14 protein-coding genes and 2 pseudogenes are annotated in these 16,232 nt (G+C 66.3%); 2 read left to right on the top strand and 14 right to left on the bottom strand.

The annotated features are described in order from the left end of the window. Positions 1-234: 234 nt before the first annotated feature. The 5 genes from BRC58_08710 to BRC58_08690 are packed head-to-tail and all read right to left on the bottom strand — an operon-like array spanning position 235 to position 3,357. Positions 235-471 carry a DUF4926 domain-containing protein gene (locus BRC58_08710; GenBank protein ID PSP16603.1) on the bottom strand — a complete coding sequence of 79 codons (237 nt, stop codon included), beginning with the start codon at positions 469-471 and terminating at the stop codon, positions 235-237. 14 nt (positions 472-485) lie between these two features. Next, the gene (locus BRC58_08705) at positions 486-845 is read right to left on the bottom strand and encodes a hypothetical protein (protein ID PSP16602.1); all 360 of its coding nucleotides are present in this window, start codon (positions 843-845) and stop codon (positions 486-488) included. Between the two features lie 41 nt (positions 846-886). Continuing rightward, positions 887-2,221, bottom strand: a complete 1,335-nt coding sequence (locus BRC58_08700; protein PSP16600.1) for an ethylammeline chlorohydrolase — start codon at positions 2,219-2,221, stop codon at positions 887-889. Positions 2,222-2,251: 30 nt separating this feature from the next. Further along, a complete protein-coding gene (locus BRC58_08695; protein PSP16599.1) occupies positions 2,252-3,010 on the bottom strand; it encodes a hypothetical protein in 759 nt (252 codons plus the stop codon). 47 nt (positions 3,011-3,057) lie between these two features. Next, complete coding sequence (locus tag BRC58_08690) at positions 3,058-3,357, bottom strand: hypothetical protein (GenBank protein ID PSP16598.1); 300 nt, start codon at positions 3,355-3,357, stop codon at positions 3,058-3,060. Between the two features lie 125 nt (positions 3,358-3,482). Between BRC58_08690 and BRC58_08685 the strand changes: the two genes are divergently transcribed. Then, entirely contained in the window at positions 3,483-4,376 is an 894-nt protein-coding gene (locus tag BRC58_08685; GenBank protein PSP16601.1) for a hypothetical protein, read from the top strand. A 61-nt stretch (positions 4,377-4,437) separates the two neighbouring features. After that, complete coding sequence (locus tag BRC58_08680) at positions 4,438-4,722, top strand: hypothetical protein (GenBank protein ID PSP16597.1); 285 nt, start codon at positions 4,438-4,440, stop codon at positions 4,720-4,722. A 53-nt stretch (positions 4,723-4,775) separates the two neighbouring features. Here BRC58_08680 and crtD read toward each other — a convergent pair. The 9 genes and pseudogenes from crtD to BRC58_08635 all read right to left on the bottom strand — a co-directional run bounded on the left by crtD (position 4,776) and on the right by BRC58_08635 (position 15,754). Then, positions 4,776-6,321 (bottom strand): annotated as a pseudogene (gene crtD, locus BRC58_08675) (C-3',4' desaturase CrtD). 61 nt (positions 6,322-6,382) lie between these two features. After that, positions 6,383-7,483, bottom strand: coding sequence for a DNA-protecting protein DprA (gene dprA / locus BRC58_08670; protein ID PSP16596.1), 1,101 nt, complete (start codon positions 7,481-7,483; stop codon positions 6,383-6,385). Between the two features lie 88 nt (positions 7,484-7,571). Then, on the bottom strand, positions 7,572-8,045 hold the full coding sequence (locus BRC58_08665) for a hypothetical protein (protein PSP16595.1): 474 nt from the start codon (positions 8,043-8,045) through the stop codon (positions 7,572-7,574). Beyond that, positions 7,954-8,868 carry a hypothetical protein gene (locus BRC58_08660; protein ID PSP16594.1) on the bottom strand — a complete coding sequence of 305 codons (915 nt, stop codon included), beginning with the start codon at positions 8,866-8,868 and terminating at the stop codon, positions 7,954-7,956. The genes BRC58_08665 and BRC58_08660 overlap by 92 nt, the downstream gene beginning before the upstream one ends. After that, positions 8,544-10,673: a hypothetical protein gene (locus tag BRC58_08655; protein ID PSP16593.1), complete on the bottom strand. Its 2,130-nt coding sequence runs from the start codon at positions 10,671-10,673 to the stop codon at positions 8,544-8,546. Before BRC58_08655 ends, BRC58_08660 begins: the two co-directional genes overlap by 325 nt. After that, positions 10,604-11,311, bottom strand: a complete 708-nt coding sequence (locus BRC58_08650; protein ID PSP16592.1) for a hypothetical protein — start codon at positions 11,309-11,311, stop codon at positions 10,604-10,606. Before BRC58_08650 ends, BRC58_08655 begins: the two co-directional genes overlap by 70 nt. A gap of 104 nt (positions 11,312-11,415) precedes the next feature. Next, positions 11,416-12,204, bottom strand: a pseudogene (locus tag BRC58_08645) (RNA polymerase subunit sigma). A 105-nt stretch (positions 12,205-12,309) separates the two neighbouring features. Beyond that, positions 12,310-14,196: a GGDEF domain-containing response regulator gene (locus BRC58_08640; GenBank protein PSP16591.1), complete on the bottom strand. Its 1,887-nt coding sequence runs from the start codon at positions 14,194-14,196 to the stop codon at positions 12,310-12,312. Continuing rightward, positions 14,156-15,754 (bottom strand): hypothetical protein, encoded by a 1,599-nt coding sequence (locus BRC58_08635; GenBank protein ID PSP16590.1) that lies wholly within the window; start codon positions 15,752-15,754, stop codon positions 14,156-14,158. The genes BRC58_08640 and BRC58_08635 overlap by 41 nt, the downstream gene beginning before the upstream one ends. Between the last annotated feature and the right edge of the window lie 478 nt (positions 15,755-16,232).

Below are 16,232 nucleotides of genomic sequence, written 5' to 3'. Positions count from 1 at the left end.
GGGATGAGCGGCGTGCTGACATTCACCAAGCCTTCCTCGAGCTGGGCTGCGCGCTCATCCTGTTCAACCACCTACAGAAGTTCTGTTAGGCGCTCTTAAGACCAGCTGTCCGGTTGCGGCTTGGAAGTTTAGATGCCTCTGCCTGCAGATCGCCGGCTACGCACGCGAGCAAGTTGCTAAACGCGCCACTGGAGAACGTTCGGAATGGAACGGCGCATCGCTACCGATCCAGCGTTAAGCCCGCGCAAGGGACTCGCCGTCACTCTGGTAGCGCAGGGGCAAGAGTTGATGGGCTGCTAACGGCAACAGGGCGTACGTTTGGCCGCGGTTGTCGCTGAACTCGACCAGGAAGCGGTCGCCGCTCAATGCCTCCACCACTGTGCCGACTTGACCGCGCCGCAAGCGCTGTTCGGGCAAATCGTCGGTTAGGGCCACAACTTGTAGCAAAGCAACGCCGTTGCCGTCACTCATGAGGCTTTCTGCCATCAGCTTAGGCGTGTACTGCTTTCTGCTTCTCGGAGGTAGCAGGTCACAAAGCGGGGGCGTTTCTCACCGCGAGGTGCAATCCAGTTGCTACGGATCGTAGCTCTCCCGCGAGGTCCCGACAGCGGGAAATCGATCGTGTAAAGCTCGCCAAACGCATTCGTACCTGTCGGAACGGCCTCGTAATCCTGGGCGGCTTCGATTAACGCGCGCTGCAACATGTCGGCATCTGCTGGCCCCAAACCCAGCACCGCCGCAAAAACGCGGGCCTTATGCCGTCCGCGGGGATGTTCGGGGTTGAGACAGTAGTCGGTTAGTTTAGCCCGATCAACAATGGCAGCACTCGCGTTGGGGAGTTGCATGGGGCGGTTGCCCTCGACATCCACCTGGGAACGGGCCACCACTACGGCTTGACGGCTCGGGCGCTTTGGCGGGCCGGTTGCAGGTCCAGACGCTCCGCGATCGCCTGCGCTTCGGCCCGGATGGCAGCTGAATCGGCAACCAGCACTCGGCCGTCGCGCATCAGCTCCTCGCCATTGACCATGGTGAAGGCCACATCCGAGGCCCGGGCGCCGTACACCAGGTGCGAGAGCACGTCGTGCAACGGCGTTGCGCGCGTAATATCCGCTCGCAAGCCAATGATGTCCGCCTGCCAACCTGCCTTGAGCTTGCCGAGCCGCTCGAATCCGGCTGCCCGCGCGCCGTTGACAGTGGCCATTTCAAACAGCGTCTGGGCGGACAGTACGGTGGGATCCAGCGAGGCTACCTTGCCCAGCAGGCCGGCCTGCCGCATCTCGGTGAACGGGTCCAAGGTGTTGTTGCAGGGCGGGCCATCGTTGCCTAGCGCGACGTTGATGCCCCGCTTGAGGTAGTCCGCTATGGGGGCAGTACCGCTGGCCAGCTTCATGTTGGACGAGGGGCAGTGCACCACGTGCGTCCCCGTCCGGGCCAGCACCTCGCGCTCGGATGGCTGGGTCCAGACGCAGTGGGCGAGCACGACATCCTCGCCCGTTAGGCCGAGCTCGTCGAGCCAGTGGATGTTGCGCTGGCCGGTCTCGCCCTCAACAGCCGCGATCTCGCGCCGGTTCTCGCTGGCGTGGGTGTGGAGGCGCACGCCGTTGTAGGCATCGGCCAGCTCGCGCGAGCGGCGCAGGCAAGCTTCGCTACACGAGAGCGCAAAGCGCGGCGTCACCGCGTACCGGATGCGATCGCCGCAGGCACCGTGATACTGCTGGATGAGCCGCTCCGACTGGGCCAAAGCCTCGTCCGTTGCTTCCAGCAGGCCTTGGGGCGATCGCCGGTCCATCAGCACTTTGCCCAGGACGCCGCGGATGCCCATCTCGCTGGCGGCTTTGAAGGCGCGATCAGCGTGGGCAACCGAGAGATGGTCGATGGCGGTGGTCGTGCCGCTCTCGATCAGCTCGAGGTAGCCCAATCGGGCGGCAACCTCCATCTGGTGGGCCGTTAGCGTTGCCTCCAGCGGCAGGATGGCCTCAAACAGCCAGTCCAGCAGGTCTACGTCGTCGGCAAGCCCGCGGCCCAAGCTCTGCACCGAGTGGAGGTGCGCCCCCACCTGGCCGGGCATGAGGATGTCGTAGTGCTGTTGGGCGTGGTGAGGGTATTGCTCCAGGATGGCTGCGTGATCGCCCACCGCCGCGATCGCCGAGCCCTCGACGGCAACAGCGCCGTCAGGGATGAGGGTGGAGGCGTCGGCGACAACGCGGCCTAACAGAATCATGGGGTGCCTGCGAACGCCACCAGCCCAATCTTACGCAAACAACCGAAACCGCTGCAGCAGCGACTCCAGCAGCGATGGCAGCGTCTGCTGCAGTTCCTCGCGCGTGGCGAACTGCAGCTGCTTGTAGTCGGGGAGCTCGAAGGGGGACTGGCCGTCGCCCTCGCGCGCCATGCTAGCCAGCAGGATCTGGTTAGGTTGCTTGCTCTGGATGGCGTGGCCCAGCTCGAGGCAGGGCAGCGGGCTGGGCAGCGAGCGCGCGTGTTGCCCGGTGGCAACCGGGGTGGCATCGGCGACGAACAGCAGGCACTTGCGGATGCGCCGCAGCTGGCTCGCGCCAATCCGCATGGGGGCGTTGCGCGGGCGCGGTGACTCCTCTAGCGATAGCGACAAGCGCGAGCGCGGATTGAGCGTGGCGATCGCGCTCTCGAGCGACTCTCGCAGCGCCTGACTGGCGGGCTCGTACTCGCCCTGATAGCTCAAATAAATGGTGGGCTCCAGCCAGGCGGCAATGGCCTGCTGGGTGAAATAGATCTCGTGGGAGACCAGATCGATGTTGGCGATGGTATAGCCGCCGCTGCCTTCAATGTAGAACTCGACTGTCTCGCCCTCCAGGTAGCGCTGGAACCAGGTAGCGCGCTGCACCTCGTCGCGCTCGTTCAAAAAGTCAGCGCGCAGCCCCGATTTGAGCAAGCTGACCTTATTGAGGCGCAGGTCGTGGGGGCGCTGGACGAGCTCCGCAATCGGTTCGTAGTGGGCCAGGTACCAGGCCCGGATGGCGATAATGGCCACGGCTGGGACTCCCGACGCGGCGATCGCACGCTACATCTAGCCCCATGCTAGATCCCGGCTTGGCCCTGAGTCACCTCCCGCAAGAACTTGGCGTAGTGCTCGCCCCGGCTCGCATCCAGCGCGTAGCCCACTAGCTGCCAACCGGCCTCGCCCAATTGGGCCAGCAGCTCGGCTTCGGTGGTGGGCCACTGCAGCGGGTGCGCATCGGCGGGCAAGGCGCGCGTTCCATCGACGGACAGGTCGCTGAGCGTCCTAGAGGGCCGCCCACCGGCCAGCTTGTAGGTGACGCTCAGGTACTCAAACTGGCGGCCGCCTCGCGGGGTCAAAACGGGTTTGGCGACGGTCATGGGGTCTGGCCTGTTGCGTTAGCTCGGGCGTTGCCGCGCTCCGCCCAGCAGCAGGGTAGCAAGCAGCTGTCAATAGCTGGGGCGCGCTAAGGTTGCAAGCTGTCAGCGCCTTGACCGGCCGGCCCATGCCCTTCCTAGCCCTTGCGTACCAGTCCTTGGATGGCCTATCTGTGGGCGATGCCTTAGGCGAGCGCTTTTTTGGCAGGGACGCGCAGCAGCGCCTCGAGCGGCGCGAGCTGCCGGCAGCGCCGTGGTCTTACACCGACGATACGGAAATGGCGCTGTCGGTGGTCGAGGTATTGGCCCAATACGGCCGCATCGAGCCGGATGCCCTGGCGCAAGCCTTTGCGCGCCGCTATACGCCTTGGCGCAGTTACGGCCCGGGCGCCCACCGGCTGCTGCAGGCCTTTCAACAGGGCGCTGACTGGCAAACCGAGTCCGGCCGGCTGTTTGGCGGCAGCGGTTCCTACGGCAACGGCGGCGCCATGCGGGTGGCGCCGGTGGGCGCTTACTGGGGCCAGGATCTGGCAGCAGCGCGCGAGGATGCCGAGCGCTCAGCGCGGGTGACCCACAGCCATCCGGAAGGGATTGCCGGCTCCATTGCCGTGGCGATCGCGGCGGCCATCGCTACTTGCATCGGGCAAGGCGAGCGCGGGCGGCAAGCGCCATTTTGGTCGCAGCTGCTGGCGTGGGTCCCCAAGGGCGAAACGCGCCGCGGGCTCGAGCGAGCGGCAGCGATCCCGTACGAGCGCTCGCCCCCCTCAGTGGCAGCGCAGTTGGGCGCTGGCGAGCGCGTCTCGGCCCAAGACACGGTGCCGTTTGCAATCTGGTGCGCTGCCCGCCATCTCGACAGCTATCCGGAGGCGTTTTGGGCCACCGCCAGCGGCCTGGGCGATCGCGATACCACCTGCGCCATTGCGGGCGGGATTGTGGCGCCGGCCGCCCAAGATTTGCCCCCGGGATGGTTGGCGGTGCGGGAATCGCTCCCCGCGCTGGCGGCAAGCGAGCGGGACGGCTAGCCGGCGCTGCCGCTGGCAGGCATTATCCTGATGGAGAACAGCCGCAATAGGGGAGGAACCCATGGCCGAGATTGCGATTGAATCTGCAGGCGAGACTGACAACGGCTGGTCCTACCAAGTCAAGCTCACCGAGGGCGGATCCCAGCACCAATACGCGGTCACGCTCAGCCGCGAGGACTGCGAGCGTTGGGCGGGTAGCCAGGGCGATCCCGAGCAGGTGGTGCGGGCGGCGTTTGCGTTTTTGCTCGAGCGCGAGCCGGCCTCGGCCATTCTGTCCCAGTTCGACTGCTCGGTCATTCGCCGCTACTTCCCCGAGGTGGACCGCGAGCTCCCCAAGCGGCTGTAGGATAGCGGTGTCGAGCGCTGCTTCCGGCGCCACCAGTGGGGCAATGCCTGGCGCTAGCCGGCCTCGATCTGGCGGACGGCGGTGAGCGCCGAGTAGCTCACGCCGGCGGTGCCCTCCCCGGGATGGGTGGAATCGCCCACCAGCCACAGGTGGCGCACGGGCGTGCGCGTGGCAAACCCAAACGGGCCGAAGGTCCGCACGCGCTGGCCCACCCCGCCCATGTAGCCCCACGCGCGCCCGGTGAAGCGGGCGAAGGTCAGCGGCGTTGCGGCTTCCTGGTGGCGGATCGTCTCCGGGGTGAGGGTGAAGTAGCGGCGCAGTTGCGCCAGCGCGCTGTCGGTGTAGGCTTGCTTGCGGGCTTCGTAGGCGGCTTGGGTCTCGAGCCATCACAGCTGCGGATCTGTAAATGCGGAAGCGGTAATGGTGGCGCATCCGGCAGGCGCGCGGCCGTCGCCGGCTTGGCTGACCGAGACAAACAGCGAGTTCTGCTCGCCCACGGGGCCGTCGCCATCGGCCAACAGCTGCAAGTGGGGCGGACAATTGGCCGGCAGGGCCCGGCGATCCACTCCCAGATAGAGCACGAACGCCCCCGAGGGGCGTGGCAGGCGGGCGACGCGTCGGGCGTAGCCGCGCAGCTGCCAGCGCGCGAGCCGCTGCTGAAGACCGGCCGGATCGGCCTCGGCGTCAGCTAGCAGCCCCAGGAGGTTTTGGACCGGGACGTTGGCCACTACCTCATCGGCCGTTTCGCACCAGCAGCGCCCGGTTTTGAGCCGGCGCAGGGTAATGCCGCTGGCCCGCCCGCGACAAAAGTGAATGCGATCCACCGCGCACCCCGGCCGCAGCTGGCCGCCGTGGCGCTCGAGCGCTTTCACCAGCGCCGCGCTCAACGCCTGCATGCTGCCCTGGAGGTGGTAGACCCCCTGGGGTGCCAGGTTGATGCGCAGCGCCGTTGCCGCGTACAGCAGGGCTGTCTCTTCTACACTAACTTGGGAGTAGAGCTTGAGCTGCAGGTCCAAAAATGTGCGCAGGCGCTGCTGGCTGTAGAGGCGCTGCGCTTTGAGGGCATCCGCTACGCTCCAGGGCACAAACGGTAGCGTCAGCAGCGTATCGGGGCGGACGGCGGCCAGCAGCTGCCCCATGTCCCAGAGGTTGCGCGGCGGCAGCACAGGGTGGCGCCCCTGGAAGCGCCAGCTCGCTTCAAACAGGGCTTCCATGAGCTGCTAGAAGGGCTCGCTGCCGGGGAACTGGCGCTGCCGCTCTTGCCGCCAGCGTGCGGGATCGCGCCAGACGCGGATGGGCTCGGTCTCGCCGGGCAGATAGACCGCGCAAGCCGGATTGCAGGGGGTGGCGGCCGGCGGCTCGACCCCCAACGCCTCAAAGATCTGGCGGTGGATGCCGCCTGGTTCCAGTCCGGCCACCTGGGTGGCGCCCACATCAAAGGTGAAACCGCGCCGCTTGAACGTTGAAGCGCAGCCGCCGGGGACAAAGGGCGCAATCGCAGACGGTGACGGTGTGGCCGCGGCTGGCCAGCAGGGCACCGGCGGTTAGGCTGCCAATGCCAGCGCCAACGACAGCAACGCGCCGCGAGGCTGGAGCCATGAGCGCAAGCTGTTAAGAAACGTTAATTCCATCTTAAAAAGGGCCGTTGGGCCAGTGCCCGTTACTGGCGCTGGTAGCGCTGGCCCGGTTGCTGGGCGACCAGGCCCTTGAGCTCGAGCTGCAGCAGCGCGCTCGAGACGGCGTTGGCTGACAGGCCGGTGGCGCTGACGATGGCATCGAAGGGGGTGGGCTCGCCCGCAACGGCATCCAGAACTTGCGCTGCTGTTGGATCCAGATCGGCCGGCGGTGCTTGGGGGGCAGGCGAGGCGCTGGGGGCATCGAGCTGCGGCATGGTCCCCAACAGCTCCAGCAGGTGCGACTCGCCCAGCACGGCGTAGGCCCCCTGGTTGAGCAGATCCAAACAACCCAGGGAGGGCTCGCTATCCAGCGAGCCCGGTAGGGCGTAGACGTCGCGACCGAACTCGTTGGCTTGCCGGGCGGTGATGAGCGCGCCCGATTGCGGCGGGGCCTCGGTCACAAGGACCGCGCGGGCGAGTCCAGCAATGATGCGGTTGCGCGCGGGAAAATTGCCTTTCTCTGGCGGGGTGCCGGCCGGGTACTCGCTCAGCAGCAAGCCGCGATCGCGGATTTGGTGCGCCAGCGAGCGGTGGTTGGCCGGATAGACCCGATCCAGCCCCGTCCCAAACACCGCAATGGTGCGCCCGCCAGCCGCCAGACAGCCGCGGTGGGCCTCCGCGTCAATGCCGGCCGCCAGCCCCGAGATGACAGTGATGCCGTGCCGGGCGAGCGCCGCGCTGAGCTGGCGGGTCCAGCGCCGGCCGTACTCGCTCGGCGAGCGCGTGCCCACAATGTCGACTGCGGCGCTCGCCTCGGGTTGGGGCTGGCCGGCGTAGTAAAGCAGCGGCGGCGGGCTGGGGATCTCGCGCAGCAAGCGCGGATACGCCCCATCCTCAGGGGTCCAGAAATGCGGGTTGTGCTGGCGGTGCTGCGCCAGCAGCGCCGGCGGGTCCAGGCGCAATCGCGCCTCCAGGGCGGCTGCCACCGTGCGCTCGCCCATCCCCTCGACGGTCTTGAGCTGCCCGGCTGGGGCCGCCCAGGCGGCCGAGAGCGTGCCAAAGTGCTGCCAGAGGCGCTGCAGCGAGACGGCCCCCATGCCCGGCACCTGGGACCAGGCCAGCCAGTAGGCGCGCTCTTGAACCACGCTCGCGTCTCCTGCCGGGGCTACGCGGGCTATCCTGACAATGGAGTAGCGATGGCGTCACGCCCTGGCAGCCTGGGACTGGGCGCGCTCAGCGCTGGCGTAAGTAAGCGGCTTTGACGCAATTGCGACCCGTAGCCTTGGCACAGTAGAGGGTACGATCGGCAAGCGCGATGGTCTCTTCTGGCGACTTTTGCGAGTTCGGCACAATCGTGGCCGTCCCCACGCTTAGCGTTAAGCCAGGCAGGCGATTGCCGTCGTACGTCAGGACAAGGTTGCGAATGGCCTGGCACGCGCGCTCGGCCACCTGCTGCGCGCCCTCTAGGGGGGTCTCGGGCAGCACCAGGGCAAATTCGTCGCCGCCGTAGCGGGCGACTAAGTCCGCCGCGCGCCCCACCGAGCCCTGTAGGGCTTGCGCCACCTGCTGTAGGGCGGCATCGCCAGCCGGGTGGCCCCAGGCATCGTTGAGCCCCTTAAACCCATCCAGATCCCAGATCGCATAGGACGACCGACAGCGGCGCTTGCGAGCGCTGCAGGCGGTCCCACTCCTGGCGCAGGTAGCGATCGAAGCTCGCGCGGTTGGCCAGTTGCGTCAGCGCGTCCCGGCCAGCCAGCTCCCGCAGCTGTTGGTTGGCGGTCTCGAGCTGCTGGTAGAGCTCGCTCTGGTAGATGGCAATGCCGGCGTGGGTGGCCAGCTCGCTCAGCAGCGCAATCTCGTGCTGGCACCACTGGCGCGGTCCCCGGCAGTGATGGGCAACCAGTAGCCCCCAAAGGTGTTCGCGATAGACCACCGGCACGATCAAATCGGCGCGCACGCCGCGATCGGCGAGCATCCGCCGGTGGCAGTCGCTCAGGCCTGCTTGCTCGACGTCCTCAATGGCGCGCACCCGCCCCTGGCGGTACTGCTCCACGTAGGCCTCGGGGAAGCAGCTGTCGCTGAGCCAGTCGCCTTTTAGGGACAGGCAGTCCGGCAGCACCGACTCCTGGACGATCTGGCCGCTGCGATCAGGGGCCAAGCGGTAGAGCAGCACCCGATCCGTTTGCAGCAGCGTGCGGACCTCGGTTACCGTGACGCTGAGCACATCCGCCAAATCGAGCGAGTCGCGGATCTTCTGCGCCAATTGGATGACGAGCTGCTCGCGGCGCAGCTGCTGCCGCAACTCCTGGTTGAGCCGCTCGTACTCGGCCGCTTGACCCGATAGGGCCTCCGCTTCCTCGCTGGTCCCCCCCGAGCAGGCGGGGCCCCGCTCGAGGCTGGAACGCTCGGGGGCGCCAGTTTGGCAATGCCTTTTTGGGGCACGGCCTCGCGCTGCAGCTGCGCCTGCTGCTGCCACAGGGCCTGGGCCGATTGCGGCATTCCAAACAAATACCCCTGCAAGCAATCGCACCCCAACCGATCGAGCAAATCGCGCTGCTCGCCCGTCTCAATGCCCTCAGCCAAAACGGTCAAGCCCAGGTGGTGGCCCAACTCAATGATGGTGCGGACGATGGCGGCGTCCTCGTTCGACTGCAGGGCAGCTTCGACAAAAACGCGATCCACCTTGAGCGTGTCGATGGGCAGGTAGCGTAAGACGCCCAGCGCCGAGTAGCCCTGCCCGGAATCATCCAGCGCAATGCGCACCCCTAGCTGCCGCAGCGCGCGCAGGTTGGCGCGGGTGTGCTTGCGGTCTTCAATGGCGACTTTTTCGGTAATCTCAAGTTCTAGGCAACTCGCCGCTATCCCAGTATCTTGCAGGATCTGGGCCACCCGGGGTGCTAACTCGGGATCTTGCAGCTGCAGCGCCGAGAGATTGACCGACATCCGCAGCGGCCACCCTTGCTGCACCCAGCGCACCTGCTGCACGCAGGCGTGCTGCAGCACCCAGTCGTCGATGGCGTGGATGAGCCCGGTCTGCTCGGCCAGCGGGATGAATTTGCCCGGCGAGACTTGGCCCCAGCGCGGGTGCTGCCAGCGCACCAAGGCCTCGACGCCCACAACTTGCCCGGTTGCGGCATCCAGTTGGGGCTGATAGCGCAGCCGCAGCTCTTCGCGCCCGATGGCTTGCCGCAGCTCCGATTCCAGGTAGGGGTCGCCCACCTCCGCTTCGCCAGTGGTATCGGCGTACAGGCGGTAGGCATTGTCCCCGTGCCGCTTGGCTTCCTGCTGGGCTGCTTCGGCCCGTTGCAAGGCCCCATCCACCGAGTCGCCGTCGTAGGGGATGAGCGCGATTCCCACGCTGGCGCTCACATAAACATAAACATCCTGCCCTACCCCCTCCGGCGGGGATACCGGCGAGCGGAACAGTTCCGTCAGCTCCTGGCCGAGCTGGTGAGCCGCCTCAAGGCTGTTGGCGTATGGGAACAGGCCCAAAAAGCGATCGCCGTGACAGCGGCCCACGACCGGGCCAACCGGCCGATCGGTTGGGGCATATCGCTGGCTGAAGTCGCGCAGGCGCTGCGCGATTTGGCGCAAAAACCCATTGCAGATAGCGTGGCCGAAACTGGCATTAAAGCTGCGAAAGCGGTTCAGATCCACCACGGCAACGGCCATGACCGCGCCGCTCTGGTGCGCGTGCTGCACGGCCCAGGCCAAGCGCTTTTGCATCAGCTCCCAGTTGGGTAGCTCGGTGAGCGCGTCGTACGCCGCTGCCTGCGCCGACATGACCTGGATTTGGTTGCGCACGATGCCCACGTGCAGCGATTGCGCGGCTGACTGCAGCAGCGCAATGGTGTTGGGGCTCCAGGCGGGCGCGGTGCGGTGCTGCTCTTGCCAGCTCTGGAGTTCGCCGGGCGCGCGGCCCCGCTCGCCTGGCGGATCGCTCCAGCCGAGCCAGTGCACGGTCTGGGGGCGCGCCGCGCGAAACAGGCTCAGGTAGCCCACGCGCTGCCGCCGCGACTGCAGGGCAATGGTCAGCGCACGCTCAATAGGCGTCCCGCTCAGCAAGGCCTCGAGCTGGGGCAGTTGCGACAGCCGCTCAGCATCCAGCGCCCAATAGGGGAGTGCCATGCCCGCTGGCTGGTTCTCGCCGTCCAGCGCCTCGCGCTCGAGCGCCCCTTCCCAAGCCGGAAGCGCCACTGCCGGGGTGGTCTCCGGTTGCATACCAATTGTGTGCAGCTGCGTGCCTTGGCCGGAGGCCTGCAAGTCTAAATAGAGTCGGGCGCCATCCACATCCAGCCCGCGCGTGCAGGCTGCCAGCAGCGCCTGACCGGGCAAGGGGCCCTCGTCATGGGTCTGTAGTAGCTCCTCGATCTGCCGGGCAATCTCGGCCTCGCGCTGCCGCCATTGCGCGCGTTCGTCGCAATCGGCGGCGGTGAGGGCAACCAACAGCTCGCCCACCTGCAGTTGCACGGCTTGCAGCTCAGCCTGGGCAAAGTGGCGCTTTGGCTGTGGTGGACCGCCAGCAAGCCCCACAGCGCATCCTGATAGATGACCGGCACGGTTAGCGAGGCGCGAACGCCCATGGCGCGCAGGTAGTGCAGGTGGCACGGGTCCACCCACTCGTAGCGCTGTTCGCTGCTGCCCGGCTGGATGGGCCACTGCGCCAGCGTTTTGCGTTCGCTATCAAGGTCGATAATGACTTGCTGCCCGTGGCGCAGGTAGGCCTCCCGCGCCCGCGTGGGAATGCTCTCGCGCGGGAAGCAGTACCCGTGCAGTGAGGGCAGGACGTTGGCTTGGCGGGCCTCGGCCACGATCTCGCCGCTGCCGTCGCCTGCGAAGCGGTAGAGCGCCATCCGGTCTACCTCTAGCCGGTCGCGGACCCGCTCGACGGTTTGTTGGAAGCGTTGGGCCCAGCTAGTGGGGCGATCGCACTGGCCTGACGGGATGGCTGATGGCTCGGAGGAATGGGTCACGTAGCCACCCTAGCTGTTATGAACAGCACTAATCAGTTAGTAGTCTTATTATAACTTTGATGTTTCGTCGATCGCATAGCCCGTAACGCGCCGCGACGCGATCGCTACCCTTCAGGCGCGCCGGCTTGCAGCGTTTGCAGGCCTTTTTTGATCTGGCGCGAGACGGTAATGGCGCTAATCCCCAACTGGCGGGCCGTCTCTTTTTGTGTTAGGTCTTGTAAAAACACGAACTCCAGCACCTGGCGCGTGCGGGCCTCAAGCTGGGCCAGCGACTGTTGCAACCAGAGGTGATCGGCTTGGGCCAGCTCGAAGCTGCGGTACTGCGGATCGGGGATGCGCTCGGCCAGGCAGCTAGCCTCGCCCTCCTCGCTGCTTGCCGGGGCTTCCAGGCTCAGGGGCTCGCGGTTTTGCAGCGCCAGCTCAATCTCCTGCCACTCGGCCAGGGTGATGCCGAGCTGTGCGGCAACCTCGGCCTCGCTGGGCGGGCGTGCCAGCGACTGTTGCAGCTGCTGCGTTGCGGTCACGGCCTGCTGCCGCAGCGCCAGCCAGCGGCGCGGGAGGCGAATGGGCGTGCCGCGATCGCGCAGGTAGTGCTGGATCTCGCCGCGGATTTAGGGAACGGCCAGCGAGCTGAAGGCGCGGCCCCGGCTGGCATCGAAGCGCTCGATAGCACGGATCAGCCCCAGGGAGCCCACTTGCAACAGGTCTTCATAGGGCTCGCGGCACTGCTGGCGCCAGTGGCGGGCCTCCTTTTTGACCAGGCCGTAGTTGAGCGTCACCAGCCGGTTGCGAACGGCCAAATTGGGCGATTGTTGGTACTGGCAGAGCAGCTGCCAGCTCTGTTGCTTGCGAGCGGTCTCTGCAAGATCCGCTGTCTCCGCGGCACGTGCCATGGTCCTGTTGGAGCGGTGCTGCCAATGTTACCCACCAGATAGTTTATGCCGAGTAACATTGGCACAACATCAGCCTAACGGTAGGGGCGCGCAGGCTGCGGTTGGCTAGCCAGGTAAGTGGGAGCGCCAGGCCTGGCGGACGAACTGCCGCTCGAACGACTTGCTCGGCAGAGGAGGAGAGAGCAAAAACCCTTGCAGCTCGTGGCAGGGATGCTGCTGCAGGAATTGCAGCTCGGCTTCGGTCTCGAGGCCCTCGGCCACGATGCGCAAATTGAGGCGCTCGGCCATTTGCATGATGGCCACAGCAATGGCGGCGTTGTGCCGGTCAGTGTTGAGGTTTTGCACGAAGGCGCGATCGATTTTGAGGGTCTGGAACGGCAGCTGCTTGAGGTAGTTAAGCGAGGCGTAGCCCGTGCCAAAGTCATCGAGCGCAGTTGCAATCCCAAGCTGGCTCAACTGCGCGAGCTGCTGCCGGGCGCGGTCAATATCTTGCACCAGCAGCGTCTCGGTGACCTCCAGCTCGAGGTTGCGGGGATTGAGCCCCGCTTCCTGGCAAATGGCGGATAGGTTTTGGGCCAAATCGGCGCGGTCGAACTGCCGGGCCGAGAGGTTGATCGCCACTTGCAGCGGCGATCGCAGCTGCGCGTTCCAGTGGGCGAACTGCCGGCAGGCCGTGCGCAGGACCCACTCGCCGATTGTTCCAATGGCGCCGATTTCCTCGGCAATGGGAATAAAGCGGCCCGGCGGAATGTTGCCCCAGCTGGGGTGCTGCCAGCGCAGTAGGGCTTCGGCGCCGACCAGCTTGCCGGTGCGCGCATCAATGCAGGGTTGGTAGCACAAGTACAGTTCCTCGCGCTCGAGGGCATAGCGCAGCGCCGTCTCCAGTGTCAGGCGGTCGGTGCTGGTTGCATCCCAACGCGAATCGTAAAAGCCGTGGCGATCACCGCCTCCCGATTGAACCTGCTCGGCAGCTGTTTTGGCGCGCGCGAGCAACACATCCAGCTGCGTGCCATCGCGCGGGTAGAGCGCAATGCCCACGCTGGCGGTGAGAAACACTTCGCGCTCCGCCAGCTCAAAGGGGGCATGCAAGGCCTCGATGAGAATGCGGGCCAGCTGGGCGGCATCCTGCGGGCCCTGCCCGCTGTTGGCAATAGCGGCCAAGCAGTTGGGCTCGGGCGATGCCAGCAGGTCGCCGGCCTCCAGGCACGCCCGCAGGCGCTCGGCGATCGCGGCAGCGAGCGCGTCGCTGGCCTGCTGGCCCAGGCTCTCGCCAATGCGGCGGAAACGATCCGGCGAGACAAACAGCACCGGCAGGGGCGTTTGCCGGTCGCGGTAGGTCACGGCACGCTCGAACTGCTCGCGCAGGGCCAAGCGGTTGGGCAAGCCGGTCGCACCGTCGTGGCGGACGAGGTAATTGAGCTGGGCTTCGGTCTGCTGCAGCAGCTGGCCGTAGTCCTGCTGGGTTTGCGCGCGTGCCTGGCGCTGCTGGCAGTGCGTTTGTAGGGCGAGCTTGATGGTGGCGTGCAGCTCGCGTTCTTTGTAGGGCTTGAGCAAGTAGCCGTAGGCGCCTGTGGCCTCGGCGCGCGCCAGGGTGGCCTCATCGGCGTAAGCGGTCAGATACACCAGCGGGATGTCAGCGCGCTCGCGCAGTTGGGCAGCTGTCTCGATGCCGTCGCGATCGCCTTTGAGGGCAATGTCCATCAGGACCAGATCGGGCGGGTTGCTCTCGGCACGCTCGAGCGCTTCTTGGCCCGAGGCCACAATATCCGTAACGGCATAGCCCAACGCCTGCAACTGGTGGGCCAAGCGCTTGCCCAGCAGCAGCTCGTCTTCAACAATTAGCAGTTGGGCGGGCGGCATTTGCAGCTGGTGGCAGCAATTGCATTCTAGCCTGCCCGCCCGCGGGCTGCAGCGCATGCAGCCGTTGCAATTGTCGGGTGGCGAGCGCGCATCAGTTGGAGAGCGTGCGGGCCCACTCGGCAACAACGCCATTGCCGCCTTGGGCTTTGACCTGGTAGAGGGCCTGATCGGCCAGCGTTACGAGCGCCTCGGGCGACTCGGTGGCATTGGGCACGATGCTGGTAACCCCGACGCTCAGCGTCAGCCCCGGCAAGCGCTCGCCCTGGTAGCGCAAATCCAGATCGCAGACCCCCTGGCACAGGCGCTCAGCCACCGAGCGGGCCGCCGCTAGCGGCGTCTCGGGCAGCAGGCAAGCAAACTCATCGCCACCCAGGCGAGCCGCCAGATCCCCCGCTCGCCGCACCGAGTCCTGCAGCAGCTGCGCCACTTGCTGCAGGGCGGCATCGCCGGCGGGGTAGCCCCAGCCGTCATTGAGGGCCTTGAATCCATCCAGATCGCACAGGATGACCGACAGCGGGGCTTGCGAGCGCCGCAGGCGCTCCCACTCCTGGTGCAAGTAGCGATCGAAGGCCGCCCGGTTGGCCAGGTTGGTCAGGGCATCGTGGGTGGCCTGGCTGTGCAAATCTTGGTTGACCGCCTCGAGCTGGCGGTAGAGATCGGCCTTTTGCAGCGCAACGTTGAGTTGGGCAGCTAGCCCGCGCAGCAGCTCGATCTCCAGTTCCGACCACGTATAGGGCTGCGCGCAGTGCTGGACGGCCAGCAGGCCCCAGAGCGTGCGGCCGTCGGTAATGAGGACAACCAAATGGGCACGCACCTGAAACCCGGCCAGCCGGGTGCGGTGGCAGGGGGAGAGCGGGGCTTGGTGGCAGTCGGTGACGGCGTGGTAGCGCCCCTGGCAGTAGAGGCGGGCGTAGCCCTCGCGGAAGCAGGGGTCGTCGTCGTGCTCGCCCAACAGCGAACGCCACCCATCGCCCACCGATTCGGCGACCACCGAGCCGCTCCAGTTGGCATGAAAGCGGTAGACAATGGCGCGATCACAGCCAAAGTGATGGCGCAGCTCGGCAACGGCCGCATCCAAGATCGCGTCCAGGTCCAGCGACTCGGAAATGGTGCGCGCCATTTGGGCAAACAAGCGCTCGCGCTCGGCCCGCTGCTGCAGTGCCTGCTGGGCCTGCTTGCGCTCGGTAATGTCTTCTAAGGTGCCCATGTAGCCCAGCAGCCGCCGGTTGCGATCGCGCACGGGTTGCACGCGGCCGCTGACCCAGCAGATGGTGCCGTCGCGGTGCTGGTAGCGGAAATCGGCGGCACTGGGCTCGCCCGTTTGCACCGCTTGCGATAGCGCCGCCACCACGTGCTCGCGGTCTTCGGGATGGACGAAGCGCACCCAGCCTTGCCCCAGGGCTTCCTCAAAGGTGTAGCCGCCGATGGCCTGGGCTTGAGGGTTGACGTAGGTAATCTGGCCGTTAACGTCGGCCCTGAAGATGCCTACCGGCGCACTCTCGCTAAGCGCGCGGAACTGCTCTTCGGAAGCGCGCAGCGCATTCTCGGCCCGCTCGCGCTCGCTGGCTTGCCGGGCTGCCTCCGTATCGGCCAGCTTGAGCGCAACCGAGAGCTGTACCGCGACCTGCCAGAGCAGCTCGCGCTCGAAGCGCTGCCACGCCCGGGGTGCTGCCTGCTGGATGGCGAGCAAGCCCCAGCAATGGTCTGCCCGTTGGATGGGGGCAATGAGCGACGTCTCGGCTGGGCCGGCCGGGCGCTGCTAGCAAGTGCTTCGGCCGCGACCGAACCATTCCCATCGGGCTCAAAACGGTACGCCATGGCGCGATCGCTACCCAGCCCTGCCTGCAGCTGGGTCACAGCGGTCTCGAGAATGGCCTCAAACGGCGCCGAGCGCTGCATCTGGCTTGCCATATGGGCCAGCAGCCGGGCGCCATCAACGTTGGACTCGAGGGGTTGGCTCGGGGCCTGTAGCCCGACAATTGCGTGCTGCGAGCGATCGTCGCGTTTCGCCATGAACGATCTTGAAGCAGATGCGACCGGTTGCCACCAGTGGGCCCAAGTTCAATCTTATACCAATTACTAATAATATTGCACTGTTTTGGCGGCGCGGACCGCTTGCCGGATGAACTTCCAATTGGTGAGCGAGCGGATGGTCTGCTCCGAGAGCT

The sequence above is a fragment of the Cyanobacteria bacterium QS_8_64_29 genome, from assembly GCA_003022125.1.
Classification (GTDB): domain Bacteria; phylum Cyanobacteriota; class Cyanobacteriia; order Cyanobacteriales; family Rubidibacteraceae; genus QS-8-64-29.
The sequence above is the reverse complement of the archived record's forward strand: the minus strand, read 5'-3'. Positions and strand labels throughout refer to the sequence as shown.